The sequence below is a fragment of the Roseovarius sp. MBR-154 genome (genome assembly GCF_053628595.1).
This window is the reverse complement of the sequence record NZ_JBRJGR010000007.1, coordinates 156,245-182,246: the sequence shown is the minus strand read 5'-3', so window position 1 is coordinate 182,246 and position 26,002 is coordinate 156,245. Positions and strand designations below refer to the sequence as shown.

Here is a 26,002-nt window from a genome sequence, read left to right as displayed (position 1 = left end):
CCCGCTCAGCCGTCAAGCCGCCCGAAGACCGCGTCGAGAATCGCCGTCAGCCGCGCCGAATCCTCAGCCGTGAAGGCGGCCGGACGGTCGCTGTCAATATCGAGAACCGCGATCAGCGTACCCGCCGCGTTGCGCACCGGCAGCACGATCTCCGACCGGGTCGAGGTGGCACAGGCGATATGGCCGGGAAAGGCATCGACGTCATCGACCAGCTGCACCTCGCCGGTGCGCGCCGCCGCGCCGCAGACCCCGCGCGAGAACGGGATGGTCAGGCAGCCATGCCCGCCCTGATAGGGTCCGATCTTGAGCATCTCCGGTCCCGTGACGCGGTAGAACCCGGTCCAGTCGAAGCGGTCGTCGGCATGGTGCAATTCGCACACCACCGTGGCCATCAGCGCCACGTCGTCGGTCTCGCCCTCGGTAAGGGCGGCAATGGTCCAGGCGATGCTGTCGTAATCAATGCGCATGCCGGGGATATGCCACGGCACGCGCTGCGGCGCCAGCCCCCACAATGTGACCGATCGAAAGCAGAATTTCCGACAACGTCTCCGGCAGAGCGGTGCCGCGCATCGCCTGCACGCCCTGTGGGTCGCCCCTGTCAGGCATGCCGCACGGCAATCATGTGGTCAGGGATCAACACAATTCAAATCAAAGTCGAGACGTCAAATGTCATTGTTGGCGTTTGACGAGGCTCGGATACACTCGACCTGCTGATCAATGGACTTCCGGGTGGACCATGAAAATCCTGTGTGTTGGTGATTCGCATTCCAGCTTGCTGGGCATCAAGCCCAACGAGCCGACATTCAGATACGGCCACATATCTCCGTCCCGTATACCCGGCTTCGAGCAGGCCCATATTCTCAGTCTCAAAGGGGCCACAGCCGCCGGATTTCGACCGAAGAGTGACAAGATGTCTTCCTTTGCCCGTGCGATGCGCGCGATACGGCGGCTCGATCCGGATGTCGTCTGCTTCGGTTTCGGACAGGTCGATGCGGAATTGAGCTGCTACTACATGGCGCTGCGCGACGGCACAGGGATACAGGAAGCGCTGGACGTCAAGTCATTGATATTAAATAGATATTTGTGCGACTGCATGCGGGCGGCCAAGGGTCGTCAGCTCGTCATCAAGGGGCTCAACACGTCGACCCTGCACGAGACCAAAGCCTTGCACAGGATGCTTCTCCGCAAGTTCCCCGACCAACTGCAAATGCCGCGCAGGCAAGTCGCGAAATGGCTTGTGGATCACGACGTCACCGTCACGTCTCATCATCGCATCAACACTGCCATGGCGGCAGCGCTTCATGGGGCTGCCGCGGCACTTGGCCTGCCATATTTCGACCTGCGCGGCTTGACAGGGACACCAGAGCAGCCAGGCCTGACACGCCCCGAGTTCTGCGGTCGCCGAGGCGATGTCCATCTTGCCGACACGGCGCAAATGGAAGCGGCCTTTGCCGAGGCCCTGGCAAATTCCATCGGCAAGGACCATCTCCTGTGTCGCGCGTGATGCCGGGCAGGCCGGGGCAAGGCCATGTCCGGGCGGCGTCAGCACGCCGCAAGGCACCATCCACCGGTCGGAGTTCCCGTCGCACAACCGGTGACTGCCCCCTGGCTTGCATCCCGCCCGCCTCCCGTGGCAAGCCCCGGACCCGAACCCGAATCCCACTTCAAGGAGAGGCCCGATGCCCCGGCTTACCCTGCACCGCAACCACCTCCGCGATCTTGCCCCATTGGCCCGCCTGCTGGCCGACCCCGACGATCTCGCCCTCGTCAACCCCCACGCCGCCCAGCCTTTCGACCCCGGCGAATGGGCGATGAAATGGGTGGGCGAGCGTGACGACGAGACCTTCTACCTGCTTGACCACGAGGGCCGCGAGGTGGGCTTTTTCGCGCTGCGCGTGGGTGTAGGCCCCGAGGTGCGGCACCTCACCTATGTCTTCGTCGAGGAACGCATGCGCGGCGGCACCGGCGAGGAACTGGCCCGGCTGGCCGAGGACGCCGCCCGCGATCTCGGCGCGCTGTCGATCACGCTCAAGGTCGAACTCGACAACGAGCCCGCCCTCAACCTCTATCGCAAGGCCGGGTACGAGGAACTCTCGCGCCGCGGCGGTATGGCCACGATGCGGCGCGATCTCGACGGCTAAACCCTCTCAGGCCCGCTCGATGGCAATCGCCGTGCCCTCGCCGCCACCAATACAGATTGCGGCGACGCCACGCTTGAGCCCGCGCTTTTCCAGCGCATTGAGCAGCGTCACCATGATCCGCGCGCCCGAGGCGCCGATCGGATGACCGAGCGCGCAGGCCCCGCCATTGACGTTCACCCGGTCACGGGGCAGCCCCATCTCGTGCATGAAGGCCATCGGCACCACGGCGAAGGCCTCATTGACCTCCCACAGATCCACGTCATCCACGCCCCAGCCCAGCCGTTTGAGCAGCTTTTGCGCGGCAGGCACGGGGGCGGTGGTGAACCAGCTGGGCGCCTGCGCGTGGCTGGCATGACCCAGAATGCGGGCGCGGATGTTGAGCCCCTGGGTCTCCGCCGCCTCGCGCGAGGCCAGCACCAATGCGGCCGCCCCGTCGCTGATCGAGCTAGAATTGGCCGCCGTCACCGTGCCGCCCTCGCGAAAGGCGGGCTTGAGCTGCGGGATCTTCTCGGGCCGCGCCTTGGCGGGCTGCTCGTCGGCAGAGATCACCACCTCGCCCTTGCGGGTGCTGAGCGTGACCGGCGCGATCTCGCCCTCGAAGGCGCCAGAGGCTTGCGCGTCGAGCGCGCCTTGCAGCGAGCCGATGGCGTATTCGTCCTGCGCTTGCCGTGTGAACTGGAACTTTTCGGCGCAATCCTCGGCGAAGGTGCCCATCAGGCGGCCCGTGTCATAGGCATCCTCCAGCCCGTCGAGGAACATGTGATCGACCACCTGCGCGTGCCCCAGCCGCGCGCCGCCGCGCATCTTGGGCAAGAGATACGGCGCGCAGGACATCGATTCCATGCCGCCCGCGATCATCGTCTGCGCATGGCCGAGCGCGATCTGGTCAAAACCCATCATCGCGGCCTTCATGCCCGAGCCGCACATCTTGTTGAGCGTGGTGGCGGGCACCTCTTCGCCCAAGCCCCCCAGAAACCCAGCCTGCCGTGCCGGGGCCTGACCCTGGCCCGCAGGCAAAACGCAGCCCATCAGCACCTCGTCGACGCTCGCCGCGCGCGCATCCCGCAGCGCCGCCGCGATTGCCGCTCCGCCCAGAACCGGGGCCGCGACGCCGTCGAAATCACCTTGGAACCCGCCCATCGGGGTGCGCGCGGCCCCGGCGATCACAACCTCTTTCATTTTGCATCCTCCCACTGAAATCCTGTGCCTGAATACCGGATGGTAAGGAATCAGGTCTAGCGTGTCCCGTATTACTACGTATCACGCCGGAGGCAGCATGGATCTCGCAACCAATCCCCATCCCGACCTGACGATCATCACGGTGAAGGCCGGGCGCATCGACGCCGCCGCCGCCATCGCCTTCAAGGACGCGATGCGCGCCGCGCTGGCGGATGGGCCCGATCACGTTGTGCTCGACCTCTCGCAGGTCACCTTCGTCGATTCGAGCGGTCTTGGTGCCATCGTCGCGGCGATGAAAATGACCGGCGCCGGGCGCAGGCTCGATCTGGCGGGGCTCACGCCGGATGTGGCCAAGGTGTTCCGGCTGACCCGAATGGATACGATCTTTACCATTCACCCCGATATCGACCGGCTGGTGCGCCGCGCCACCGGATGAGGCCCGCCAGCCCGATCGGTCGCCCGATCGAAACGCGACCCGGAGAGTAACGCAGAGCATGGCAGACAGCTTCCGCCTCGACTGCATCGGCACCGAAACCGCCGTGCGCGATCTGCTGATCGACCTGCGCACGCGACTTCTGGCCGCGCACCTGTCAGCCGAGCATTGCGGCACCATCGAAATCGCCCTTGCCGAGGCGCTCAACAACATCGTCGAACACGCCTACCCGTCGGATACGCCCGGCCAGATCGCGCTTCGGATTGATCTGAGCCCGGTACGGCTGCGCTGCGAACTGCGCGATCAGGGCACCGCCCTGCCGGCCCTTGCCCCGCCCGATACCGGCCTGCCGGACCTTGGCGGCCCGCGCGCAAGCCTGCCCGAGGGGGGATTCGGCTGGTCGCTGATTCGCACGCTGACCACGCGGATGAGCTACGAACGCGGCACCGATGAGAACCGGCTCACGCTCGAATTCAACCTTGACCCTGCGTGACTCAACCTTAGCGTGCCGGTGCCGCATTATCACCGCAATCCGGGCAAACTGGTGCCTCAGGCCACCATCATAACCGTTCCTGTAGCTGCATATGGCTTCCCTCGGCGTCGCGCGTAATTGCCCCCACCCAGTGTGCGGCGTCGAGGTTCTTCCCGAACTCACCCAAAATCACCGACGATTGGCAAAGCCCCGGATAGGTCGTACTGTCTGCCCCATTCACAAGATGAGGCACCAACATGCGCGACTTTCACCTGCCGGGCCGTTCGGCCACCTATGCCACCAACGGAATGTGCGCCACCTCGCACCCGCTCGCCGCCAAGACCGCCATCGACATTCTGGAACGCGGCGGCAACGCAATGGACGCGGCCATCGCCGGCGCCGTGCTTCTGGGCATCTGCGAGCCGCAGATGACCGGCATTGGCGGCGATTGCTTCGTGCTGTTCAACACGCCCGGCGACCAGACGATTCGCGCCCTGAACGGCTCGGGCCGTGCCCCCGCCGCCGCTTCCGCCGCCGCCCTGCGCGCCGAAGGACATGACGCGATCCCTCTGCAAAGCGCGCATGCCGTCACCATCCCCGGTGCCATCGACGCCTTCTGCCAGTTGAGCGCCGATCACGGCAAGCTGGGGCTCGATGCGCTCCTCGCCCCCGCGATCCGCTATGCCGAAGAGGGCGTGCCGGTGGCCCCCCGCGTAGCTTGCGACTGGCCCACGGCGGGCCAGGCGCTCCAGGCGCATGGACTCACCCACTTCATGCCCACGGGCACCCCTCCCGCCGTGGGCGACATGTTCCGCGCCCCCGGTCAAGCCGAAGTGCTGCGCCGCATCGCCCGCGATGGCCGCGCCGCCTTCTACGAAGGCGAGGTGGCCGAGGATATCCTCGCCGCGCTGAATGCGCTTGGGGGCCCGCACCGGGCGCAGGATTTTGCCGCGCAGCGCTGCGACTACACCACACCCGTCAGCGGTGAATACAAGGGCGCGAACCTGGTCGAGCACCCGCCCAACGGCCAGGGGGCCACGGCAATTCTGCTCCTGAACATCCTCAAGCATTTCGACATCGCCGGGATGGACCCGATGGGGGCCGCGCGCCTGCATATCGAGGCCGAGGCCACCAAGCTGGCCTATGACGCGCGCAACCGCTTCATCGCCGATCCCGGTCACACCATGCGACTCGACCACATGCTGTCATCCGAGACGGCGGCGCAACTGGCCGGGCTGATTGATCCGAAACGCGCCATGCCCGCCGCTGCCCCCCTGACCGAGGCGGTGCATCGCGACACCGTCTATATCACCGTGGTCGACCGCGACCGCATGGCGGTGTCGCTGATCTATTCGATCTTCCACGGCTTCGGCTCTGGCATCGCGTCGGAAAAGTTCGGCGTCCTGCTGCAAAACCGCGGCGCGGGCTTCACACTGGAAGAGGGCCACCCCAACGAACTGGGCGGCGGAAAGCGCCCGATGCACACGATCATCCCCGGCATGCTAACCGAAAACGGCCGCGTGACCCTGCCCTTCGGCGTGATGGGCGGCTCCTACCAGTCGACGGGACATGCGCGGCTGACGTCAAACCTGCGCGATTTCGGCATGGATGTGCAGGCGGCCATCGACGCGCCGCGCGCCTTCGCCGATCCCGCCGGGCTCAAGCTTGAACGCGGGTTCGCGCCGGAGGTGGCGCAGGCACTGACGGATCTTGGGCACGCGGTCTATACCCCTCCCGAGGCCATTGGCGGCGCGCAGGCGATCCGCATTCACGACAGCGGCGTGCTCGAAGGCGGCAGCGATCCGCGCAAGGACGGCTGCGCGCTCGGCTATTGAGCACCGTGGCGGGCCACGGCCCGCCACCCCTCAATTCAGTTGGAAATGCAGCGGGTAATGCCCGTCCTCGAACGGCCCGAAGAGATCGGGAATATCTGGATGATCGACCGGCTCGCCGGAATAATCGGCCACCAGGTTCTGTTCGCTCACATAGGCAATATAATAGCTCTGCTCGTTCTCGGCCAGCAGATGATAGAACGGCTGTTCCTTCGACGGGCGGCTGTCCTCGGGAATCGAGGCATACCATTCCTCGGTATTGGAAAACTGCGGATCGACGTCAAAGACAACACCCCGAAAGGGATGCTTCTTGTGACGGACCACCTGGCCCAAGTGATATTTCGCGCGTGTCTTGATCATTTCGTCTTGCCCCTAACACATATTATTAACGGTGCAAGGCCCATTTGTCCAACCATCGCCCGAACGATCAGGGAAACAGTCTGTGAACCATGTCTCGACAGCGGTCGCTCCGCGCGCCCTGCGATTTCGTGATTTCCCCCGGCCCGCGTTTCGGTTAGACTCGGCGAAAAACAAGAGAGCGAGAGGCAGATGAGCAGATCCCTTCGCGCCCTGGCCGTGCTATTCCTGCTGTCCTCCTGTGGCGGCGGAACGGGCTATGGTACGGCCCCGCGCAACCTCGACAACGCCTGCGAGATCATCGCAGAGCGGCCCGAATACGCCCGCGCCTTCCGTGCGTCCGAGCGCCGCTGGGGTGTGCCTGCGCATGTGCAGATGGCGACGATCTACCAGGAAAGCAAATTCGTCAGCGATGCGCGCACGCCGTTCCGCTGGTCGCTCGGGGTCATCCCGACAGGGCGGATCAGTTCGGCCTATGGCTACAGCCAGGCGCTCGATGGCACTTGGGAGGAATACAAGCGCGACACCAACCGCTTTGCCGCGCGGCGCAGCGATATCCACGACGCCACCGATTTCATCGGCTGGTACATGGCGGAATCGAGCCAGAGCCTCGGCATCTCGCCCCTCGACGCCCGCAGCCAGTATCTCGCCTATCATGAGGGGCGCACCGGCTTCAAACGCGGCACCTACAAGGGCAAGCCATGGCTGATGCGGGTCTCCGCAGAGGTCGATGCACGCGCCACCCGCTACCGCGCTCAGCTGGGTGCATGCCGACAGGGCCGCGGCCTCGTCTGAGCCGCGCGCCCGGTCTAGCGGTCGCGGCCCGCCTGCGGCTTGCCCGGGATCTCGAACCGCTCGTCATCGAGCCGCACACCGGTCCGCAGATCGCCCAGAATGACCGTGGTGCTGCTGCCGCTGCCGTCATGGATCACCCATTGGCGCAATTCCACCGGATCGCCGGTGAACACCAGGTCGATGCTGCCATATTCTGGATGTTCGGGATCCTGCGCGCGCACCGTGGTCGAGGTGCCGTCGCTCGTATGCCCGACCACCATCCGCTCGCGCGTCAGATCGACATTGTTGGCGAGGATGATCTTGAGCGGCGTGCGGTGCAGCGGATAGCCCTGAGGCCCGTCATTCGAGCGCGGGTCGATGATCCCCACCGTATCGCCATCGGCCACCACCAGCGTCTCGTCAGGCGGATCGTAGTCGAACCGCACCCGTCCGGGGCGCTTGAGCAAGATCTGCCCGGTGCTGATCGAACCATCCTCGCTGACCTGCGTGAACGCGCCCTGCGCGGACTTGAGCCGGTTGAGATAGGATGAGATTTCCCCGAGCGACAGCTTCTCCGCCGTCGCCGGGAGGGTCATCGCCGCCCAGAGGGCGGGGACCATCAGGATACGCAACTTTGTCATGCCCCTCACATAAGCGGCCCCGCGCGGGATTGCACCTGCGCGGGGCGTAAAATTTGCGTGGTCGAGCGATGCACCGCCGATGCTATTGCGGCTCCGGCACCAGCACCTCGCGTTTGCCGACATGGTTGGCCGAACTCACCACGCCCTCGTCCTCCATCTGCTCCACAAGGCGCGCGGCCTTGTTGTAGCCGATCGCCAGTTTCCGCTGGATATAGGAGGTGGAGCATTTGCGATCCTTGACGACAATCGCTACCGCCTGATCGTAGAGCGCATCCTCGCCATCGGTGTTGCCCCCCGTAGAGAGGCCCAGAACCGCGTCGATGCTGTCGGCCTTGTCCTCGTCGGGGCCTTGCAGCACGCTGCCCAGGTACTCCGGAGGACCGTAGGCCTTGAGATGGCTCACCACCTCCTCGACCTCTTCGTCGCTTACGAAGGGGCCATGGCAGCGGGTGATCTTGCCGCCCCCCGCCATGTAGAGCATGTCGCCCATCCCCAGAAGCTGCTCGGCCCCCATCTCGCCCAGAATGGTGCGGCTGTCGATCTTCGATGTCACCTGAAAGCTGATCCGGGTGGGGAAGTTGGCCTTGATCGTGCCGGTGATCACATCGACCGAGGGACGCTGCGTGGCCATGATGAGGTGAATGCCGGAGGCCCGCGCCATCTGCGCCAGACGCTGGATGCAGGCCTCGATCTCCTTGCCTGCGACCATCATCAGGTCGGCCATCTCGTCGACGATGACCACGATATAGGGCATCTTCTCGGGCGCGAATTCTTCCGTCTCGAATACCGGCTCGCCGGTTTCATCATCGAATCCGGTCTGCACCGTGCGGCTGAACATCTCGCGCTTTTTCTGCGCCTCCTCGACCCGGCCGTTATAGCCGTCGATATTGCGCACGCCCATCTTGGACATCTTGCGATAGCGGTCCTCCATCTCGGCCACCACCCATTTGAGCGCGACCACGGCTTTCTTGGGGTCGGTCACGACGGGGCTCAGCAGGTGCGGAATGCCGTCATAGACGCTCAGTTCCAGCATCTTGGGGTCGATCATGATCAACCGGCACTCATCCGGTGTCAGCTTGTACAGGAGGCTCAGGATCATCGTGTTGATCGCCACCGATTTGCCCGATCCGGTCGTCCCCGCGATCAGCAAATGCGGCATCTTGGCGAGGTTCGCCACAATCGGATCGCCGCCGATATCCTTGCCCAGGGCCAAAGGCAGCTTCTGATTGCCGTCACCATAGGCGCGGCTCGACAGGATTTCGCGAAAGCCCACCATCTCGCGGTTGTCATTGGGCAATTCAATACCGATCACCGACCGACCCGGCACCGTCGAGACGCGCGCCGAGAGCGCCGACATCGAGCGCGCGATATCGTCGGCCAGCCCGATCACGCGGGACGCCTTGAGACCGGGTGCCGGCTCCAGTTCATACATCGTCACCACCGGGCCGGGGCGGACGCTGACGATCTCGCCCTTGACGCCGTAGTCATCAAGCACGTTCTCCAGCATGCGCGCGTTTTCCTCCAGCGCCTCGTCGCTCAGGTGATGCCTCTCGATGCGCGCGGGATCAGACAGCAGGCTCAGCGGCGGCAAATCGTACTCGGGCAGCGCGGGCTCTTCGAATTGCAGCGCGGGCTGCGCCTCGGCGATGGCGCGGGCCGAGGGCTGCGGCGCCTTGCGGGGGACATGCTGCACCACCTTGCGCGGCTCGGGCACCGGGATGCGCGGCGCGACCTGCGGCTGCGCCGCGGGCTCGGCCATATAGGCCTCCATGTAATCATCCACATCGAGCTCCGGCGCATAGAGGTCCTCGCGCTCGATCAATGGCTCTTGGTCCTCTGCCGCGGGCGGCACCGGCGCGGCGTGACGCGCGGTCAGCGGCGGCTCGGGCGGCAGGGTGCCACGCGCCGCGGTGTTGAGGATCAGCGGATCGGGGCCACGTCCCCGCCCCTTGGTGAGCGGCGCGACGCTTTCGGCCCGAACCGCCGGATTCTGTCGCACCCGTGCGCGAATCACATCCGAGATACGCGCCTTGATGCGGTCGTCCTCGGGCCGTTTGGCCTCGCCCGCATAACTTTCCGATTCAACGAGTTCCGGCTCCGGCATCGGATCGGGGCGGCGCATCAGCATCGGCATACGCGCCAGCAACCCGCCGCTCTTTTCCGCCGCCGACGGCTGCGGCGCGCGGCCCAGAACCGGCTCGGACCGGCGCACACGCGGGGCCTCGATGACCGGTTCGTCATCCTCAAAGACCACCGTTTCGGCGCGCCGCGCGCGGCGCTCGGCCATGCGCGCCTGCATCGCCTGACCGGCCTGCGCCATGCCACCGGCCCCGCGACCCAGAAGGCGCATCAGCCCGGCATAGCTCACGATCACGCCGACCAGCAGGAACCGCGCGATCCGGCGCAGTTCAGGACGGGTAAAGCCCAGCACGAACGCCCCGAAGACCAGCACCCCGATCCCCATCGCCAGCGACAAGAGCCTGAGCCCGAGGCCCGGTGCCACCGGCAGCATACCCAGCAGCGTGCCAAGGATCGTATCGCCGAACAGCCCGCCCAGCCCGAAACTATGCGTCGCCGCCCAAGCCTCACCCGGAGCCAGCGTCGCGGCATAAAGCGACAGCACCGCCAGCCAGATCGGCGCAAATATCAGCCGCCCGGTCGCGCGTTCTTCGCCCTTGTGCAAGGCGAACCGCACCCCCCACGCGCCCAGCACGATTGCCAGACCCCAGGCCCCCCAGCCGATGATCATGAACAGCGGCGAGGCGATGGCCGCGCCCGCGCGCCCCATCCAGTTCTGCACCGGCGCATCGGTGACGCTCACCCAGCTTGGATCGTCGGGGCTGTAAGAGACCACCATCGCCGCCACCATCAGCCCGACAGCCAGCAGCGCGAGGCCCAGCAATTCCTTGCCGCGCTTCTCGATCACCTCGGCCGTCGTGCTATCCAGCAAGGGTTCGCGTCCACGTGTCTGATATGCCATCTCGTCCCTCGTCCTCGATCATCCGTAAAGACAGTCACGCAGGCGGGTCAACCCGCGCGCCATCTCGTCCTTCGGGGCCACCATGGCGACCCGGATATAGCCCTTGCCGGGGTTGTCGCCTCCGGCCTCCTGCCCCAGATAGGCCCCGGGCAGCACCCGCACGCCCGTCTCCTGCCAGAGCCTGAGCGTCGCCGCCTCGCCATCCGCGACCGGCAACCACAGGAAAAACCCCGCCTCGGGGCTGTGATAGCCCGGCATATTGCCGAAAATCTCGTCCGCGATCTCGTATTTCTCGCCATAAAGACGGCGGTTCTCGATCACGTGCTCCTCATCGGCCCAGACCCGGGCGGCGGCATGCTGCAACGGCATCGGCAGCGGGCTGCCTGCATAATTGCGCAACTGCTTCATCGCCTTGATGCTCTCGGGGCCCGCCGCGACGAACCCCGACCGCAACCCCGGCAGGTTCGACCGCTTCGACAGGCTGTGAAAGGCGACGATCCGCTCGGGATCGGCACCCAGATCCTGCGCCACCTGCAACACCCCCACCGGCGGGGCATCGCGGTAGATCTCGGAATAGCATTCATCGGCGAAAATGCGGAAATCGTGCTTTTCGGCAAGCCTGATCAGGTTCGCCCAATAGTCCCGCGTCGCCACCGCGCCCTGCGGGTTGGAGGGCGAGCACAGATAGACCACGCCGACCCGGTCCAGAACCTCCGGCGCAACCGCGTCGAAATCCGGCAAATGCCCGGTCGCCTGCGTGGCGTTGAGGAACATCGGCTGCGCCCCCACGCTGAGGGCTGCCACCATATAGACCTGATAGAACGGATTGGGCACGAGGACGATGGGTTTACCGCCGCGCTTTGTCTCGGGGCAAAGCGCCATCATCGCGTTATAGAGCCCCTCGCGCGTGCCGTTGAGCGCCATCACCCGGCTCTCGGGATCAAGCGTTACGCCATAGCGCCGCGCCACCCAGTCGGTTGCCGCCTCAAGCAGCGCGGGCATGCCCTCATTGACCGGATAATTGCCGAATCCTTCGGCATTTTGCGCAATGATATCAACGATCCAGCGGGGAAAGTCGTGCCTCGGCTCGCCGATCGTCATATGCACGACCTCGCCGCCGGGCGCATGGGCGTCAAGCAGGCTCCGCAGGCGCGGAAACGCATAGGCCGGAAGGTTCGAAAACCGCTCGGGAAACATCTGATACTGCCTCAAGGTTCGGGATCGTTCACGCCCCGTTTGAAGCGAATCTACTCAAGCCCTGCCTTCAGGTCCAGCAAAACCAAGGGCTTGACAGGGCGAATGTGGCATTTTTGGCAGCCCGGCCGCGGCTGCCCCCCGATCCGTGCCCGCAAATCGCCCTGCCCCGGCCCGCAACCCGCCTGCTTGTCATAGCCACACACGGGCGCGCGCCCTATAATCCGGGGCAGTGACGCCGCGAGGGGAGAGAGCATCATGTGGGAACGGATCGGGACAGTTTGGCTGGCCCTTGTCGTGGCGTTTGCCGCCGCTCCGGCGCTGGCAGAGCGCGACGGCGCGCGGCTGCATGTCTTCGGCAACAGCCTGATCAACCACCTCAGCGAGGCGGATGGCGATGCCACCACCGTGCCCTATTGGCTGGGCCAACTCACCCGTGCCTCGGGCCGTGATTTCGCCCTGTCGGGACAATGGGGCTTTCTGCGCGATTTCATGCGCGACGGGGCGGCACCGAACTGGTCCTTCAAGGGCGTGACCTCACCGCGCGGGCGGATCGACACGGTGATGATCAACCCCGCCAATTTCATCCAGTATCAGCCCCCCGATGCGCCCTATGAGGGAGACAATCCCGACGGCTCCAGCCCGCTCTCGGCCACGCTCGGGATCATTGACCGCGCGCAGGAGACATGGCCCGGTGCGCGCATCATGATCTACGAGGGCTGGCCCGACATGGGCGGCTTTGGCCGCAGCTTTCCGCCCTCCAATCGCAACCTGCGCCGCTGGCACGGCTACGCCCTCAGCGACTATCACGACTGGTATCGCGGCTATGTCGCACAGCTACAGGACGCCCGCCCCGAGACCGAGATCACCCTTGCGCCGGTCTCCTCGGTGCTCTCGGGGCTGCAAACCGGCCTGCTGGAGGATATCCCGGTCGAGGCACTCTTCACCGACAACGCCCCGCACGGCACGCCGACGCAGTATTTCCTGGCCGCGCTCGTGACCTATACCGCCCTCTTCGAGGCCCCCGCCCCCGCAGGTTTCGCGGTGCCCGAGGGCATTCACCCGGGCGTGCGCGACCGCTACGACCGGCTCACCGACGAGATCGCGCAGGCACTGGGGCTGGAAGATGCGCGCGCCGCAATCCCCGCCGCGACACAAGAGGCGCGCGCCGGCGTGGGGGTGGCCAATCCGGGCCTCGCCATGGGCCTCAACGGCATCGCCGACTGGTCGAGCCAGCACCCGTTCCTCAACGTGATGAAATCCGCCCGCCCCTGGATCGGCCACACATCCGACGAATGGGGCGCCTTCTCGACCGAGGCGCTGCGCACGGGCGGCTACCTGAACGAGACGGGCTATCCAGTGGCCCTCCCCGATGGCGCGAAATCACTGGAGGCGTTCCTGCTGACCGATCAGCCCGAGGATGCCACCCATCTCACCGGTCGCTACCTCTTGCGCTACGAGGGAGAGGGGGTCATCCGTGTGACCGGGCGCGCCGACAACCTGCGCTACAATTACGACACCCGTGAAATCCGCTTCGACTATCGGCCCGGCGACGGCCCGGTGGTGCTGCGCCTGCTGGAAACCAGCCGGGAAAACCCGATTCGCGATATCTCCATCGTCAAGCAAGAGCATCTGGCGCTGCACGAGGCGGGTGCGCTGTTCAATCCGCTCTGGATCGAGAAAATCGCCGATCTGCGCATGCTGCGGTTTATGGACTGGCAATTCACCAATGGCTCCACCCAGTCCACATGGGACGGTCGCCCCCGCCTCGAGGATGCCAGCTATGTCTGGCGCGGCGCACCGGTCGAGGTGATGGTCGCGCTTGCCAACCGGATCGGGGCCGATCCATGGGTCAACATGCCCCATGCCGCCGATGACGCCTATATGCGCGCCTTTGCCGAATACATGCGCGATCACCTCGATCCCGGCCTCAAGGCGCATGTGGAATATTCCAACGAGGTCTGGAATTTCATCTTCCCCCAGGCCGTCTGGGCCCGCGAGGCCGCCGAGGCACTCTGGGAGGACGCCGCAGGCGATGACGCCTGGATGCAATATGCCGGGCTGCGCGCGGCCCAGATGGTCACGATCTGGCGCGAGGTATTCAAGGGGCAGGAGGACCGGCTATCGGTCGTGGTGGCGACCCATACCGGCTGGCCCGGTCTGGAAGAGCCGATGCTACAGGCCCCGCTCGCGCTCAGGCACGGCCAGCTTGCCACCCCGCCGGTCGATCATGTCGACGGCTATGCGGTCACCGGCTATTTCGGCTTCGATCTGGGGTCCGAGGAAATGGCCGCAACGGTCGAGGGCTGGATCACCGCCAGCCGCGCGGTGGCCCGAGCCAAGGCCGTCGAGACCGATGCCAACCCCGACACCTATCTGGCGTCGCATGAATTCGACCTCGCCTATGATCTCGCCGCCGAGGCGCTGCGGCAGGGTTCGCTTGGCGAATTGCTGACGGATATCTTTCCCTATCACGCCGATCTCGCGGCCCGGCACGACCTGCAACTGATGATGTATGAAGGCGGCACGCATGTGGTCGGCCACGGTGCCGTCACCGAGAACGAGACGCTGACCGACTTTTTCACCGGCTTCAACTACAGCCCGCAGATGGGGCAAATTTACGAGGAATTGCTCGCGGGCTGGCAGGCGGCGGGCGGCACAGCCTTCAACGCCTTCGTGGATGTGGCCACCGCCTCGAAATGGGGCAGTTGGGGCGCGCTACGCCATCTCAACGACGACACCCCGCGCTGGCGCGTGCTGATGGAGGCAAACGCCACGCCCCCTGACTGGGCCAAGCCGCGCCCGCCCGGAACGTTCCTGCACGGCATCACGCAACAGGCAGGCGACGGGGGCGCAACCCTCACCGGCACGGCCAAGGCCGATATCCTGCTGGGCGGTGCGGGCGACGATGTGCTGATCGGCCATGGCGGCAACGACCGCCTGCATGGCGGCCCGGGCCACGATCTGGCGATCCTGCCCGGCGCGCGGACGGAGTATGGCATCGGACGTGACGGCCCGCGCGTGATCCTGCAGGGGCTGGCGGGCGAGATCACGCTCGTCGGGATCGAGGCGGTGCAATTCGGTGACGCGCCCGGCCAGCCGATCCCGCTCGGCGATCTGATGTAGCGCAGCCCGGGCTGCGGAAAAACCCGGCCAATCAGGCTTTTCTTGCCCGATCCGCCAAGAAACCGCCGCCCCGGTCTTGACGGGGTGGCACAGGATCAACAAGGTCAGACAGTTTTCAGAATTGCCAACCGGCCAAGGACTTCGACGTGAGCACGCAACTCTCCGATACCGTAGCCCTGCTGCGCGATCTCATCGCTTTTCCGACGATCTCCGAGGTCAGCAACCTCGACATGATCGCCTATCTCGCCCACCGGCTTGAATCGCACGGCGCGCGGGTCGACATCTTTCATGACGAGATCGGCCACAAGGCCAATCTCTTCGCCACCATCGGCCCTGACGACGTGGATGGCGGCATCGTGCTCTCTGGCCATTCCGACGTGGTGCCGGTGGCCGAACAGGACTGGGCCAGTGATCCGTTCGAACTGATCGAACATGACGGTCATCTCTACGGGCGCGGCACCTGTGACATGAAGGGCTTTATCGCCGCCGCCTGTTCTATGGCTCCGATCTTTGCCGAAAAGGTCCGCGACCGCCCCGTTCATTTCGCCTTCACCTATGACGAAGAGGTCGGCTGCTTCGGCGCGCAGGCGCTGGTCGACAGCCTGAAAAAACGCGGCATCCGCCCCGGCGTCGCGATCATCGGCGAGCCGACCCTGATGCGCATCATCGAGGGCCACAAGGGCTGCTATGAATACACCACCCATTTCAGCGGGCTGGCCGGGCATGGCTCGCATCCCGCACGCGGGGTCAACGCGGTCGAATACGCGGTGCGCTACGTCAACCGCCTGCTGGAGTTGAAAGAGTCGCTGCGCTTTCGCGCCCCACCCGACAGCCGCTTCGAGCCGCCCTGGACCACGATCAACACCGGCTCGCTCAAGGGCGGCGTGGCGCATAACGTGATCGCCTCGAACGCCACCCTCGAATGGGAAATGCGCCCGGTCAGCCTGGCCGATGCGGACTTCGTCAAGGAGGACATGCGCCGCTATTGCGAAGAGGTGCTGCTGCCGCGCATGCGCGGCATTCATCCCGAGGCCAGCATCACCACCGAGGTGATCGGCGAGGTCGACGGGTTGGAGCCGACCGAGATCAACGAGGCCAAGGACATCATGATGGAACTCACCGGCCGAAACGGAGCCGAGCTTGTGCCCTTCGGCACCGAAGCGGGGATCTTCCAGCAATACGGCATGTCGGCGGTGGTCTGCGGGCCCGGCTCCATCGAGCAGGCGCACAAGCCCGACGAATACGTCGCCCTCGACCAGTTGCAGCAATGCCTCGACATGCTCGGACGCTTGGGCGACAAGCTCGCTGCCTGACGCCTCAGACCCGCCGGAAGGTCAGGTAATGCGGCACCCGGCCCTCGCGCAGGGCCTTTTGCTCGTAGCGCGTCGAAATCCAGTCGTCCCACGGCTCCCGCCAGTCTGCGGGCCGCTCCGCCAGCCACTCGAACCCGTGGCGCGGCACCTCTTCCAAGGACTGGCGCACGTAATCCGGAATATCCGTCGCCACCCGGAAAATAGCACCGGGTTTCAGGCACCTGGAGAGCGGGCTTAAATGCTGTCCGGTCACAAAGCGCCGCTTGTGATGGCGTTTCTTGGGCCATGGGTCAGGGTAAAGCAGAAACGCCCGCGAAATGGAGCCCTCCGGCAGCACGTCAAACATGTTGCGGACATCCCCCGGATAAACCGCAACATTCTGCGCATCTGCCTCGCGGATCTTGCCCAACAGCATCGCCACGCCGTTGATATAGGGCTCACAGCCGATGATCCCCACATCCGGGTTTCGGGCGGCCTGATGCACCATATGCTCACCCCCGCCGAACCCGATTTCCAGCCAGACCTCCCGATCCCCGAAAAGCGCTTTCAGATCAATCGGTTTTCGTGCGGGATTTACGTCCCAATCGACCGGTCCGGGCGACAGCTTGCCCAGATCCTCGGCCAGATATTCCTCTTGCTTGGGGCGCAGGGCCTTGCCTTTGAACCGGCCGTGAAAATTGCGCCACGGCGCGCCGGTCGGGTGCTTGTCTTGGCTCATGCGACTTAAACTGGCGCGTGAGGTTCACGCGCCAGCCCCTTGATCAAACAGATTTTTTCAGCGCCTCGACCAGATCGGTGCGCTCCCAGCTGAACCCGCCATCGGCCTCGGGTGCGCGGCCGAAATGGCCATAGGCGGCGGTGCGCGCATAGATCGGACGGGTCAGCCCCAAATGCTCGCGAATACCGCGCGGGGTCAAATCCATGTTCTCTGCCACCGCTTTTTCGATCGCGGTTTCATGCACCTCGCCCGTGCCATGCGTGTCGACATAGATCGACAGGGGCCGCGCCACGCCGATCGCATAGCTCAGTTGCAGGGTGCATTTCTTGGCCAGCCCTGCGGCCACCACGTTCTTGGCCAGATAGCGCGCCGCATAGGCCGCCGACCGGTCCACCTTGGTCGGGTCCTTGCCCGAGAACGCGCCGCCGCCATGCGGGGCCGCCCCGCCATAGGTATCGACGATGATCTTGCGTCCGGTCAGACCGGCATCGCCGTCAGGGCCACCGATCACGAAGGTGCCCGTGGGGTTCACATGCCATTCGGTATGGCTCGTAAGCCACTCTTTCGGCAGCACCTCCCGGATATAGGGCTCGACGATGGCGCGAATGTCATCGCTGGTCTGCGCCTCGTCGGTATGCTGCGTCGACAGAACAAGCTGCGTCACCTCGACCGGCTTGCCATCCTCGTAGCGCAGGGTCAGCTGCGACTTGGCATCGGGCCCAAGCGTCGGCTCGGCCCCGGATTTGCGCACCTCTGCCAGCCGCTTCAGGATCGCGTGCGAAAACAGCAGCGGTGCCGGCATGAGCGCGTCGGTCTCATCCACGGCAAACCCGAACATGATGCCCTGATCGCCCGCGCCATCACGGTCCACGCCTTGCGCGATATGCGCCGACTGCGGATGAAGCATGTTGTGCAACTGCAAGGTATTCCAGTGAAATTCGTCCTGCTCGTAACCGATGTCACGGACGCACTCGCGCACGATCCCGTCGATCCGCCCCATGAAATCCGCAAGCCGCGACTTGTCCGACAGCCCTACCTCACCGCCGACAACCACGCAGTTGGTGGTGGCAAAGGTCTCGCAGGCGACACGCGCGTTTTCTTCCTCTGCGAGAAACGCATCGAGGATCGAGTCTGAAATCCGGTCACAGACCTTGTCCGGATGCCCCTCCGAAACGGATTCGGAGGTGAAGAGGTAATTCTGTCTTGCCATGAAAGTGCTCCATTATGTGACACGCCACGCCAGGAAGCCGTTGTGACGGTTGTGCAGTGTCGTTACGCCCCCCTCCGGCTGGCGTCAATGCAGAACTGCACCGGTTTGCCGCGCCCTGTGTCGCAGCCGTGACAGCCCCAGAAGGAAAACGAACAGCAAGATCATCGGCGTATCGCCCAGCCTTGAATACAGCGTCGGTGGCAAGGGCGGTGGCAGGGGCGCATCGCGCCAGCCCGCCTCGCCCATCGGAATGCGGGCGGTGATGCGCCCGGTCGCGTCAATCATCGCCGAGACGCCGGTATTGGCGACCCGGATCATCGGCAGCCCCATCTCGGCGCTGCGCAGCCTCGCCTGCGCCAGATGCTGGTAGGGGCCGGAAATCTTGCCGAACCAGGCGTCATTGGTAATGAGCAGCAGGAAATCCGCGCGCTCGGGTGCCGCGCGCAGATCGCGCGAGAAAACGCCCTCGTAGCAAATCAGCGGCAGCGCCCGCCCCAATCCCCCGAGGTCGATCACCTGCGCGCCGGGACCGGCGGAATAGCCCTGCCCGGCATTCGAGGCGAGTCCGTGAATTCCCCATTGCGCCAGCAGATCGCCAAACGGCATGTACTCGCCGAAGGGCACAAGGTGATGCTTGTCATAGACCGCCGCGACCGTGCCACCAGCCTCGACATAGGCCAGCGAATTGTAAATGCGCGGCCCGTCAAAGCGTTGAATGCCCAGCACCACCGGCACCCCGCCTGCCGCCCGCGAGATCGTCTCCAGCGTCGGCCCGGCGCGGTTGAGCAGCACCGGCACCGCCGTCTCCGGCCAGACGATCAGGTCGGGGCGCGGGCCGTCGCCTGCCGCCGTGAACTGCAACTGCCGGTCGTAAAACCCTTGGATTTTGTCGGGGTCCCATTTCTCGTGCTGCGGCGCATTGGGTTGCACAAGGCGCACGGTGGCGGCCTCGGCCCCCGCGCCCGCCTCGGGCGTGCGCCATGCTCCCAGCGGCCAGAGGACCACCAACGCCAGCAGCGCCAGCATCGACGGCACATGCCGCGCCGTCCCCGCCTGCCAGATCAGCGCCGAGGCCGCCAGCACCAGTGCCAGCAGCCCCGGCGCGCCCAGCCATGCCGCCCAGTGCAAGAGCGGCGTGTCAATGAGCACATGCCCCGGCTGCGCCCAGGGAAACCCGGTGAAAAGAAACCCCCGCGCCAGTTCCGCAAGGCCCATGCCGCCAATGAACCCGGGCAAACCGCCGCCCATCGCCCGCCCGACGCCCAGGCCCAGCGCCCAGAATAGTGCCAGCCCGGCACCCAAGCCCAACAGCGCAAAGGGTGCCATCCAGCCATGCCGCGCCACGTCCACAAGGAACGGCTCGACGATCCAGTTGAGCGCCATCAGGAAATAGCCGGTTCCGATCAGCCAGCCCAGCCAGGCCGCCTGCCGCCATCCCTCAGTCTTCCGAAACAGACCGTACACCACGGCCAGCGCCAGCAGCGTCACCGGCCACGCCCCGACCGGGGCCTGCCCCAGCGCCGCCAGCGCCCCGATCAGAAACAACAGCGCAACGCGCCGCCCGCACGGCATCAAGGGGATCTGCGCGACCATATCGGCCGCGCGCCCCTGATCAGCCATGCGCCGCCTCGACCAGCCGCACGCGCACCCGCTTGATCCGGCGCGGATCGGCCTCCATCACCTCGATCACCGGGCCCGCGGGGTGCTCGATCACCTCGCCGCGCACCGGCACCCGGCCCAACAGCATGAAGACCAGCCCGCCGATCGTGTCGATCTCTTCCTCGTCCACCTCATCCACATCGGTGAGCGACTGACCGATTTCGGCCTCGAACTCCTCCAGCGGGGTCTTGGCAAGCGCGACGTAGCAGCCCGGCTTTTCCTGGGTCCAGTACTGGCCCTCGTCGATATCGTGCTCGTCCTCGATCTCGCCCACCACCTGTTCGATCAGATCCTCGATGGTGACAAGGCCGTCCACCCCGCCATATTCGTCGATCACCAGCGCCATGTGCCGCCGCTCGGCCTGCATCTTCTGCAACAGCACCCCGATCGGCATCGAGGGTGGCACGAACAAAAGCGGGCGCAGCATCTTCTTGAGCGAAAATTCGGTGCCATTGCCGTTGAACCCGTGCTTCAGGGCAAAATCCTTGAGATGGATCATGCCGATGGGTGTGTCGAGCGTACCCTCGTAGACCGGCAGGCGTGTCATGCCGCTGTCGCGGAAGACATGCACCAGATCGTCCTTGTCGATATCGGCGGGGACCGAGACGATCTCGGCCTTGGGGATGGCCACGTCCTCGACCGCCATGTGGCGCAGGTTCCCGATACCGGGCGCGCCATTGGCGCGCTCGGCGGCGTCCCTTGCCTCGTCGTCGGTGTCCTCACCCGGGTTGAATATCCCAATGACACGGCGGAAGAACCCGCCTGTCTCTTCACTCTCGCTATGGCCTTCCGGCTGCGCGCTCTGCGCTGCGCTAGAAGACCCGTCCGTACTGTCGTCCATCCGTCTCTTTGTCCAAATGAAAGGGGGCGTGGCCCCTCGATGTCTAATATGGGTCACGAACCCCCAGTTTGCCAAGTATGGCCACCTCTGTCGCCTCCATCAAAGTGGCATCTTGGTCACGGATGTGATCGTAACCCAACAAATGCAACACCGCATGCACGATCAGGTGTGTCACATGATCACTCAGCGGTTTGCCGCCTGCCTCGGCCTCGCACGCGCAGGTGTCATAGGCAATCGCGATATCGCCCAGTTCCGGATCAGGCCCGGCCTCGGGCAGGTCGGGCCGCGTGCCGGGGATGTCGGTGCCGCGCTCCTCGCTCGGCCAACTCAGCACGTTGGTGGGCTGCGGCTTGGCCCGGAAATCGCCGTTCAGGACGGCGATCCGCGCATCGTCACAGCCCAGGATGCTGATCTCCCAGTCCCCGGGTGCCAGCCCCAGGTGCAGCAGCGTGGCCGTGGCCGCGCGCTCCGCCAGCGCCTCCAGCCCGGCCGCCTGCCAGCGCTCGTCCTCGATCATCACCTCGGTCAGCATATGCGCCTAGCCTTCGGCCTCATAGGCTTCGATGATCGCGGCCACCAGCGGGTGACGCACCACGTCCCGGGCGGTGAAATAGTTGAAGCTGATCTGCGGAATGGTCTTCAAGAGCCGCTCCGCATCCGCCAGCCCCGAGGGTACGCCGCGCGGTAGGTCGATCTGCGTGCGGTCGCCGGTGATGACCATGCGGCTGCCCTCGCCCAGACGGGTGAGAAACATCTTCATCTGCATCGAGGTGGCGTTCTGCGCCTCATCGAGCACGACAAAGGCATTGGCCAGCGTCCGCCCCCGCATGAACGCGAGCGGCGCGATCTCGATCCGCTTTTCCTCGATCAGTTTCTGCACCTGCTTGCCGGGCAGGAAATCATTGAGCGCATCATAGAGCGGCTGCATGTAGGGATCGACCTTGTCCTTCATGTCGCCCGGCAGATAGCCCAGCTTTTCGCCGGCCTCGACCGCCGGACGGCTCAGGATGATCCGGTCGACATGCCCCTCGATGAACATGTTCACGCCGACCGCCACCGCCAGATAGGTCTTGCCGGTGCCCGCAGGCCCGATGCCAAACGCCAACTCATGCGCGAAGAGCGAGCGCACATAGGCTTTCTGCGCGTCGGTGCGCGGCTCCACCAGCTTCTTGCGGGTCTTGATCTCGACCGCACCGCCCTTGAACATCTCCAGTTGATCCCCGGCAAGACCGCCGGGCTCGTCCTCGCCGCTCCCCATGCGCAATTCGCGGTCCACGTCGCCGCGCTCCACGCTCTTGCCGTTTTCCAGCCGCTCATATAGCGCGCCAAGCACGTCGGCCGCCGCATCGCGCGCCTCGTGCTCACCCACCACGACAAGCTGATTGCCCCGGCGCAGGATCTGAATGCCAAGGGATTTTTCGATATCGGCGAGGTTGCGGTCATATTCACCGCAGAGCTCGATCAGAAGACGGTTATCAGGGAATTCAACAAGGGTTTCGTGGCCTGCGGCCATATCCGGGGCGGGGGGCGGTGCGCTATGGACCAAACATGTCTCCCACTGCAAAAGATCTGAACTCAGAGTGCCAACATGCGGCGCGCGGTGCAAGCGTCACAGGCGGATTGTCACCGGCAGGTCACAAAAAAATGCGGGCCGCTCCCGGCCCGCATCGCGTTCTGCCCTGAAATGGGCCGACTCAGATCGGATCCCCCGTGATGCTGGTCGAGCCCTGTTTGAAGTCGCCGGTCGCCACCGTGGGCGGGGCCGAGCCAGAGCACACGGGCTTGCCGAACTTGTCGAGCCGCTGCGAAAGATAGCCTTCGACGCCGTCGTCGATGATCCAGTGATCGCAACCGTTGGGATCGACCCAGATGCCAGCCCGCATCGTGCTGAGATGATCCTGATCGAAGAGGTTGCGGTCTTCGGTCTTGTCCGGACCGACATCACAGGCGGCCAACAGGCCGACGACGGGAAAGGCGAGCAAAATCTTAATGGTGTTCATGACAATATTCCTCAGCGCCAGCACAGGATTTCGACACGGCGGTTCTGTGCCATGCCCTCGGCGGTGTTGTTCGACGCCTTCGGCATCCGTTCGCCATAACCCCGCACATCGGCGATCCGCGCGCCCGTGCTTGCGGCGACCGAGGCGACGGCATTGGCGCGTCTCAGCGACAGGTCCATGTTATAGGCGTCAGAGGCGCGGCTGTCGGTATGGCCCACGATGGTATAGGACACCGCCCCGGTGTTGCGGAAGAATTGCGCCAGCCGGTCGCGTGCCGAGGCATGGATGCGGGCGCTGTCGGTGGCGAAATGCTGATCCGTGTTGACCACGCCGCACAGGTTCGCCTCACGGCAGACCGGAATGCCCTGACGGCTGACATGCGGGCTCATATAGCCCTCCGCCCCGTCATCCATCACCCAATGCTCACAGCCATCGGGATCAACCCAGATGGTGGGAATGTATCTTTCGCCACTCACGATACGATCGTCCTGAGCGGTCGCTGTTCCAGCCGCCAGCGCCAGTGAAAGCGCCGTGACAGCGGCCCCCCTCACCAGACTGCGCAGCGTTTCCGACGTCAATTTAACCACGGCTACTATCCTTTTATTTCCCCCAGAAGGCGCATCCACCACGGAGGCCCGCGCCAACTCCAAATGCACTAAAAGTTTAACAAGAATGTCGTCAAAGTGAAGCAGTTTCTACCACATATTGTGGACAAATCGGAAACAATCCCAATTCACTGCCGCATTTTCGCCGCATTCCCCGCCGGGCCATGTGTTTCAGACCGAAACCACCCGCCCCGCCAGCGAGTTGGCCGCGCTTTCCACGATCTCGACCTGCGCCAGATTGCCCGGTTTCACACGGTCATCCGCCACATGAACAGCATGCAGATAATCCGACTTGCCGACCATCTGTCCGGCCATCCGCCCGGGCTTTTCAAAAAGCACGCCGACGGTCCGCCCGACCATCGCGTCCTGTGCGGCGCGCTGCTGCCGGGTGATCAGCGCCTGCACCCGGTGCAGCCGCTCGGATTTGACATCCTCGGCCACCTGCGCGCGTTCCGCCGCCGGGGTGCCGGGCCGGGTGGAATACTTGAACGAGAACGCATAGCCGTAGTTCACCGCCTCGATCAGGTCCATCGTGGCCTGGAAATCCGCTTCGGTCTCTTCGGGAAAGCCGACGATGAAATCCCCCGACATCAGGATATCGGGCCGCGCCGCGCGGATACGCTCGACCAGCCGCAGATAGCTTTCGGCGGTGTGGCTGCGGTTCATCCGCTTGAGGATGCGGTCACTGCCCGACTGCACCGGCAGATGCAGATAGGGCATCAGCTTTGCGCATTCGCCATGTGCCGCGATCAGGTCGTCATCCATGTCATTGGGGTGGCTCGTGGTAAAGCGGATACGCTCCAGCCCGTCGATGTCATTGAGCGCCCAGATCAGCCGCGCGAGGCTCCAGTCGCCGCCCTCTCCGGCCCCGTGATAGGCATTGACGTTCTGCCCCAGCAAGGTGATCTCGCGCACCCCGCGCTCCACCAGATCACGCGCCTCTTCCAGCACCCGCGCCGCCGGGCGGCTCACCTCGGCACCACGGGTATAGGGCACCACGCAAAAGGCGCAGAACTTGTCACAGCCCTCCTGCACGGTCAGGAACGCGGTGGGACCGCGTTTTGCCTTGGGGCGATGTCGCAGCGTGTCGAATTTGTCCTCCAGCGGGAAATCGGTGTCGAGCGCCTTGCCGCCCTCGCGCACCCGCGCCTCCATCTGCGGCAGGCGGTGATAGCTTTGCGGGCCGACCACCAGATCGACCAGCGGCTGACGACGCATGATTTCCTGCCCCTCGGCCTGCGCCACGCAGCCCGCCACGCCGATCTTGAGATCGGGCTTTTCCTCTTTCAGCGCGCGAAACCGCCCCAGTTCCGAATAGACCTTCTCGGCGGCCTTCTCGCGGATATGGCAGGTGTTGAGCAGGATCATGTCGGCCTCGGCCGCATCCTCGGTGGTGACATAGCCCGCCCCGCCCATGGCCTCGGCCATGCGCTCGCTGTCATAGACGTTCATCTGACAGCCATAGGTCTTGATATAGAGCTTTTTCACATCGGCCATGCGCCGGGCCTCCGCCTGAGGGGTTCAAGCCGGGTGACTACATCACCACAGGGGGCACTTGCAATGCCCGCGCGTTTGACGGAACCTGCCGCCAACAAGAGGACAGAGCAGCCCATGACCGCCCCGACCCTGACCGAATTTCTCGCGGCCCCCGGCACCGCCCTCGCCAAGGGGCCGGTCGCGATGGTCTTCGCCGAGGACGAGGTCGAGCTTGATTCCACCCTGCGCCACCATATCGACTCGGGCTTCAAGTCGGTGCTCTTCTTTGCCCCCGATGCATTCTCTCTGGCGCAGGACGTGGCCGATGACCCGCTCGTTCATCGCATCGCCTATGACCTGACGTCGGGCGACACCCTGACCGGGGCGGTCGATGCCATGATCAAGGCCGCTCCGGGGGTGTGGATGTATTACTGCTACAATGCCGAATACCTCTTCTACCCGTTCTGCGAGACGCGCACGGTGGGCGAGTTGCTCGCCTTTCACACCGAAGAACGGCGCGACGCGATGCTGACCTATGTGATCGACCTCTATGCCGGCGATCTCGCGCGGCACCCGATCGCCGTCTCGCTGGAAGAGGCGCAGATGGACAAATCGGGCTATTATGCGCTGGCCCGCAATGATCCCGCCAACCACAACCACCCCCGCGAACGGCAGCTCGATTTCTTCGGCGGCCTGCGCTGGCGCTACGAGGAACATATCCCCGTCGCCCGGCGCAAGATCGACCGCATCGCGCTGTTTCGCGCCAAGGAGGGCTTGCGCCTGCGCGAGAACCACACGTTCTCGGATGAAGAATACAACACCTATGCCTGCCCGTGGCACAACAATCTCACAGCGGCCATCGTGTCATTCCGCACCGCCAAGGCGCTCAAGCGCAATCCCGGCTCGACCTTCGATATCGACGGGTTCCACTGGCACAACTCGGTCCCCTTCGAATGGCACTCGCGGCAATTGCTGGATTTGGGGCTGATCGAGCCGGGTCAGTGGTTCTGACCCGCAGCCGGATGTCCTTAGGATGGCTCAAGCAGGCGCG

At 64.8% G+C, this 26,002-nt stretch carries 24 protein-coding genes and 1 riboswitch; of the genes, 9 read left to right on the top strand and 15 right to left on the bottom strand.

Annotated features, from left to right (window positions below; all coding sequences use genetic code 11):
* Positions 1 to 5: 5 nt before the first annotated feature.
* Entirely contained in the window at positions 6 to 467 is a 462-nt protein-coding gene (locus ACSSV4_RS11485) for a GAF domain-containing protein (protein ID WP_454275282.1), read from the bottom strand.
* A gap of 305 nt (positions 468 to 772) precedes the next feature.
* Here ACSSV4_RS11485 and ACSSV4_RS11480 point away from each other — a divergent pair, with 305 nt between their 5' ends.
* A complete protein-coding gene (locus ACSSV4_RS11480) occupies positions 773 to 1,504 on the top strand; it encodes a hypothetical protein (RefSeq protein WP_454275281.1) in 732 nt (243 codons plus the stop codon).
* 175 nt (positions 1,505 to 1,679) lie between these two features.
* Positions 1,680 to 2,141, top strand: a complete 462-nt coding sequence (locus ACSSV4_RS11475; RefSeq protein ID WP_454275280.1) for a GNAT family N-acetyltransferase — start codon at positions 1,680 to 1,682, stop codon at positions 2,139 to 2,141.
* 6 nt (positions 2,142 to 2,147) lie between these two features.
* Here the strand turns inward: ACSSV4_RS11475 and ACSSV4_RS11470 are convergent, their stop codons facing one another.
* On the bottom strand, positions 2,148 to 3,320 hold the full coding sequence (locus ACSSV4_RS11470; protein ID WP_454275279.1) for a thiolase family protein: 1,173 nt from the start codon (positions 3,318 to 3,320) through the stop codon (positions 2,148 to 2,150).
* Between the two features lie 97 nt (positions 3,321 to 3,417).
* Between ACSSV4_RS11470 and ACSSV4_RS11465 the strand changes: the two genes are divergently transcribed.
* The 3 genes from ACSSV4_RS11465 to ACSSV4_RS11455 all read left to right on the top strand — a co-directional run bounded on the left by ACSSV4_RS11465 (position 3,418) and on the right by ACSSV4_RS11455 (position 6,060).
* Positions 3,418 to 3,756 carry an STAS domain-containing protein gene (locus tag ACSSV4_RS11465; protein ID WP_454275278.1) on the top strand — a complete coding sequence of 113 codons (339 nt, stop codon included), beginning with the start codon at positions 3,418 to 3,420 and terminating at the stop codon, positions 3,754 to 3,756.
* Between the two features lie 58 nt (positions 3,757 to 3,814).
* The gene (locus ACSSV4_RS11460) at positions 3,815 to 4,246 is read left to right on the top strand and encodes an ATP-binding protein (protein WP_454275277.1); all 432 of its coding nucleotides are present in this window, start codon (positions 3,815 to 3,817) and stop codon (positions 4,244 to 4,246) included.
* A gap of 236 nt (positions 4,247 to 4,482) precedes the next feature.
* Complete coding sequence (locus tag ACSSV4_RS11455) at positions 4,483 to 6,060, top strand: gamma-glutamyltransferase family protein (protein ID WP_454275276.1); 1,578 nt, start codon at positions 4,483 to 4,485, stop codon at positions 6,058 to 6,060.
* A 30-nt stretch (positions 6,061 to 6,090) separates the two neighbouring features.
* Here the strand turns inward: ACSSV4_RS11455 and hspQ are convergent, their stop codons facing one another.
* On the bottom strand, positions 6,091 to 6,417 hold the full coding sequence (gene hspQ / locus ACSSV4_RS11450) for a heat shock protein HspQ (RefSeq protein ID WP_454275275.1): 327 nt from the start codon (positions 6,415 to 6,417) through the stop codon (positions 6,091 to 6,093).
* A gap of 189 nt (positions 6,418 to 6,606) precedes the next feature.
* On the opposite strand from hspQ, the gene ACSSV4_RS11445 reads away from it, so the two are divergent.
* On the top strand, positions 6,607 to 7,209 hold the full coding sequence (locus tag ACSSV4_RS11445) for a transglycosylase SLT domain-containing protein (RefSeq protein WP_454275274.1): 603 nt from the start codon (positions 6,607 to 6,609) through the stop codon (positions 7,207 to 7,209).
* 14 nt (positions 7,210 to 7,223) lie between these two features.
* Here ACSSV4_RS11445 and ACSSV4_RS11440 read toward each other — a convergent pair whose 3' ends face one another.
* The 3 genes from ACSSV4_RS11440 to ACSSV4_RS11430 form a co-directional block, all read right to left on the bottom strand.
* Entirely contained in the window at positions 7,224 to 7,829 is a 606-nt protein-coding gene (locus ACSSV4_RS11440) for a LolA family protein (RefSeq protein ID WP_454275273.1), read from the bottom strand.
* Between the two features lie 82 nt (positions 7,830 to 7,911).
* Complete coding sequence (locus ACSSV4_RS11435; RefSeq protein ID WP_454275272.1) at positions 7,912 to 10,809, bottom strand: DNA translocase FtsK 4TM domain-containing protein; 2,898 nt, start codon at positions 10,807 to 10,809, stop codon at positions 7,912 to 7,914.
* 18 nt (positions 10,810 to 10,827) lie between these two features.
* Positions 10,828 to 12,006, bottom strand: a complete 1,179-nt coding sequence (locus ACSSV4_RS11430) for an aminotransferase class I/II-fold pyridoxal phosphate-dependent enzyme (RefSeq protein ID WP_454275317.1) — start codon at positions 12,004 to 12,006, stop codon at positions 10,828 to 10,830.
* A 255-nt stretch (positions 12,007 to 12,261) separates the two neighbouring features.
* On the opposite strand from ACSSV4_RS11430, the gene ACSSV4_RS11425 reads away from it, so the two are divergent.
* The gene (locus tag ACSSV4_RS11425; RefSeq protein WP_454275271.1) at positions 12,262 to 15,129 is read left to right on the top strand and encodes a calcium-binding protein; all 2,868 of its coding nucleotides are present in this window, start codon (positions 12,262 to 12,264) and stop codon (positions 15,127 to 15,129) included.
* A 146-nt stretch (positions 15,130 to 15,275) separates the two neighbouring features.
* Positions 15,276 to 16,442 carry an acetylornithine deacetylase gene (argE, locus tag ACSSV4_RS11420; protein WP_454275270.1) on the top strand — a complete coding sequence of 389 codons (1,167 nt, stop codon included), beginning with the start codon at positions 15,276 to 15,278 and terminating at the stop codon, positions 16,440 to 16,442.
* 4 nt (positions 16,443 to 16,446) lie between these two features.
* On the opposite strand, the gene trmB is transcribed toward argE, so the two are convergent.
* From trmB to miaB, 9 genes are all read right to left on the bottom strand, one after another.
* The gene (gene trmB / locus ACSSV4_RS11415; protein ID WP_454275269.1) at positions 16,447 to 17,160 is read right to left on the bottom strand and encodes a tRNA (guanine(46)-N(7))-methyltransferase TrmB; all 714 of its coding nucleotides are present in this window, start codon (positions 17,158 to 17,160) and stop codon (positions 16,447 to 16,449) included.
* A gap of 43 nt (positions 17,161 to 17,203) precedes the next feature.
* Entirely contained in the window at positions 17,204 to 18,370 is a 1,167-nt protein-coding gene (gene metK, locus ACSSV4_RS11410) for a methionine adenosyltransferase (RefSeq protein ID WP_454275268.1), read from the bottom strand.
* A 5-nt stretch (positions 18,371 to 18,375) separates the two neighbouring features.
* Positions 18,376 to 18,422, bottom strand: a riboswitch (SAM-SAH riboswitch).
* A 32-nt stretch (positions 18,423 to 18,454) separates the two neighbouring features.
* Complete coding sequence (gene lnt / locus ACSSV4_RS11405; RefSeq protein ID WP_454275267.1) at positions 18,455 to 19,990, bottom strand: apolipoprotein N-acyltransferase; 1,536 nt, start codon at positions 19,988 to 19,990, stop codon at positions 18,455 to 18,457.
* The gene (locus tag ACSSV4_RS11400; RefSeq protein WP_454275266.1) at positions 19,983 to 20,870 is read right to left on the bottom strand and encodes a hemolysin family protein; all 888 of its coding nucleotides are present in this window, start codon (positions 20,868 to 20,870) and stop codon (positions 19,983 to 19,985) included. The genes lnt and ACSSV4_RS11400 overlap by 8 nt, the downstream gene beginning before the upstream one ends.
* A 43-nt stretch (positions 20,871 to 20,913) precedes the next feature.
* Entirely contained in the window at positions 20,914 to 21,402 is a 489-nt protein-coding gene (ybeY, locus tag ACSSV4_RS11395) for an rRNA maturation RNase YbeY (RefSeq protein WP_454275265.1), read from the bottom strand.
* 6 nt (positions 21,403 to 21,408) lie between these two features.
* Positions 21,409 to 22,383 carry a PhoH family protein gene (locus ACSSV4_RS11390; protein ID WP_454275316.1) on the bottom strand — a complete coding sequence of 325 codons (975 nt, stop codon included), beginning with the start codon at positions 22,381 to 22,383 and terminating at the stop codon, positions 21,409 to 21,411.
* A 181-nt stretch (positions 22,384 to 22,564) separates the two neighbouring features.
* Positions 22,565 to 22,870, bottom strand: a complete 306-nt coding sequence (locus ACSSV4_RS11385) for a hypothetical protein (protein WP_454275264.1) — start codon at positions 22,868 to 22,870, stop codon at positions 22,565 to 22,567.
* 11 nt (positions 22,871 to 22,881) lie between these two features.
* Positions 22,882 to 23,457, bottom strand: coding sequence for an OmpA family protein (locus ACSSV4_RS11380; protein WP_454275263.1), 576 nt, complete (start codon positions 23,455 to 23,457; stop codon positions 22,882 to 22,884).
* A gap of 189 nt (positions 23,458 to 23,646) precedes the next feature.
* Complete coding sequence (gene miaB, locus ACSSV4_RS11375; RefSeq protein WP_454275262.1) at positions 23,647 to 24,972, bottom strand: tRNA (N6-isopentenyl adenosine(37)-C2)-methylthiotransferase MiaB; 1,326 nt, start codon at positions 24,970 to 24,972, stop codon at positions 23,647 to 23,649.
* Positions 24,973 to 25,086: 114 nt separating this feature from the next.
* Between miaB and ACSSV4_RS11370 the strand changes: the two genes are divergently transcribed.
* Positions 25,087 to 25,962, top strand: a complete 876-nt coding sequence (locus ACSSV4_RS11370) for a hypothetical protein (RefSeq protein ID WP_454275261.1) — start codon at positions 25,087 to 25,089, stop codon at positions 25,960 to 25,962.
* Positions 25,963 to 26,002: the final 40 nt, after the last annotated feature.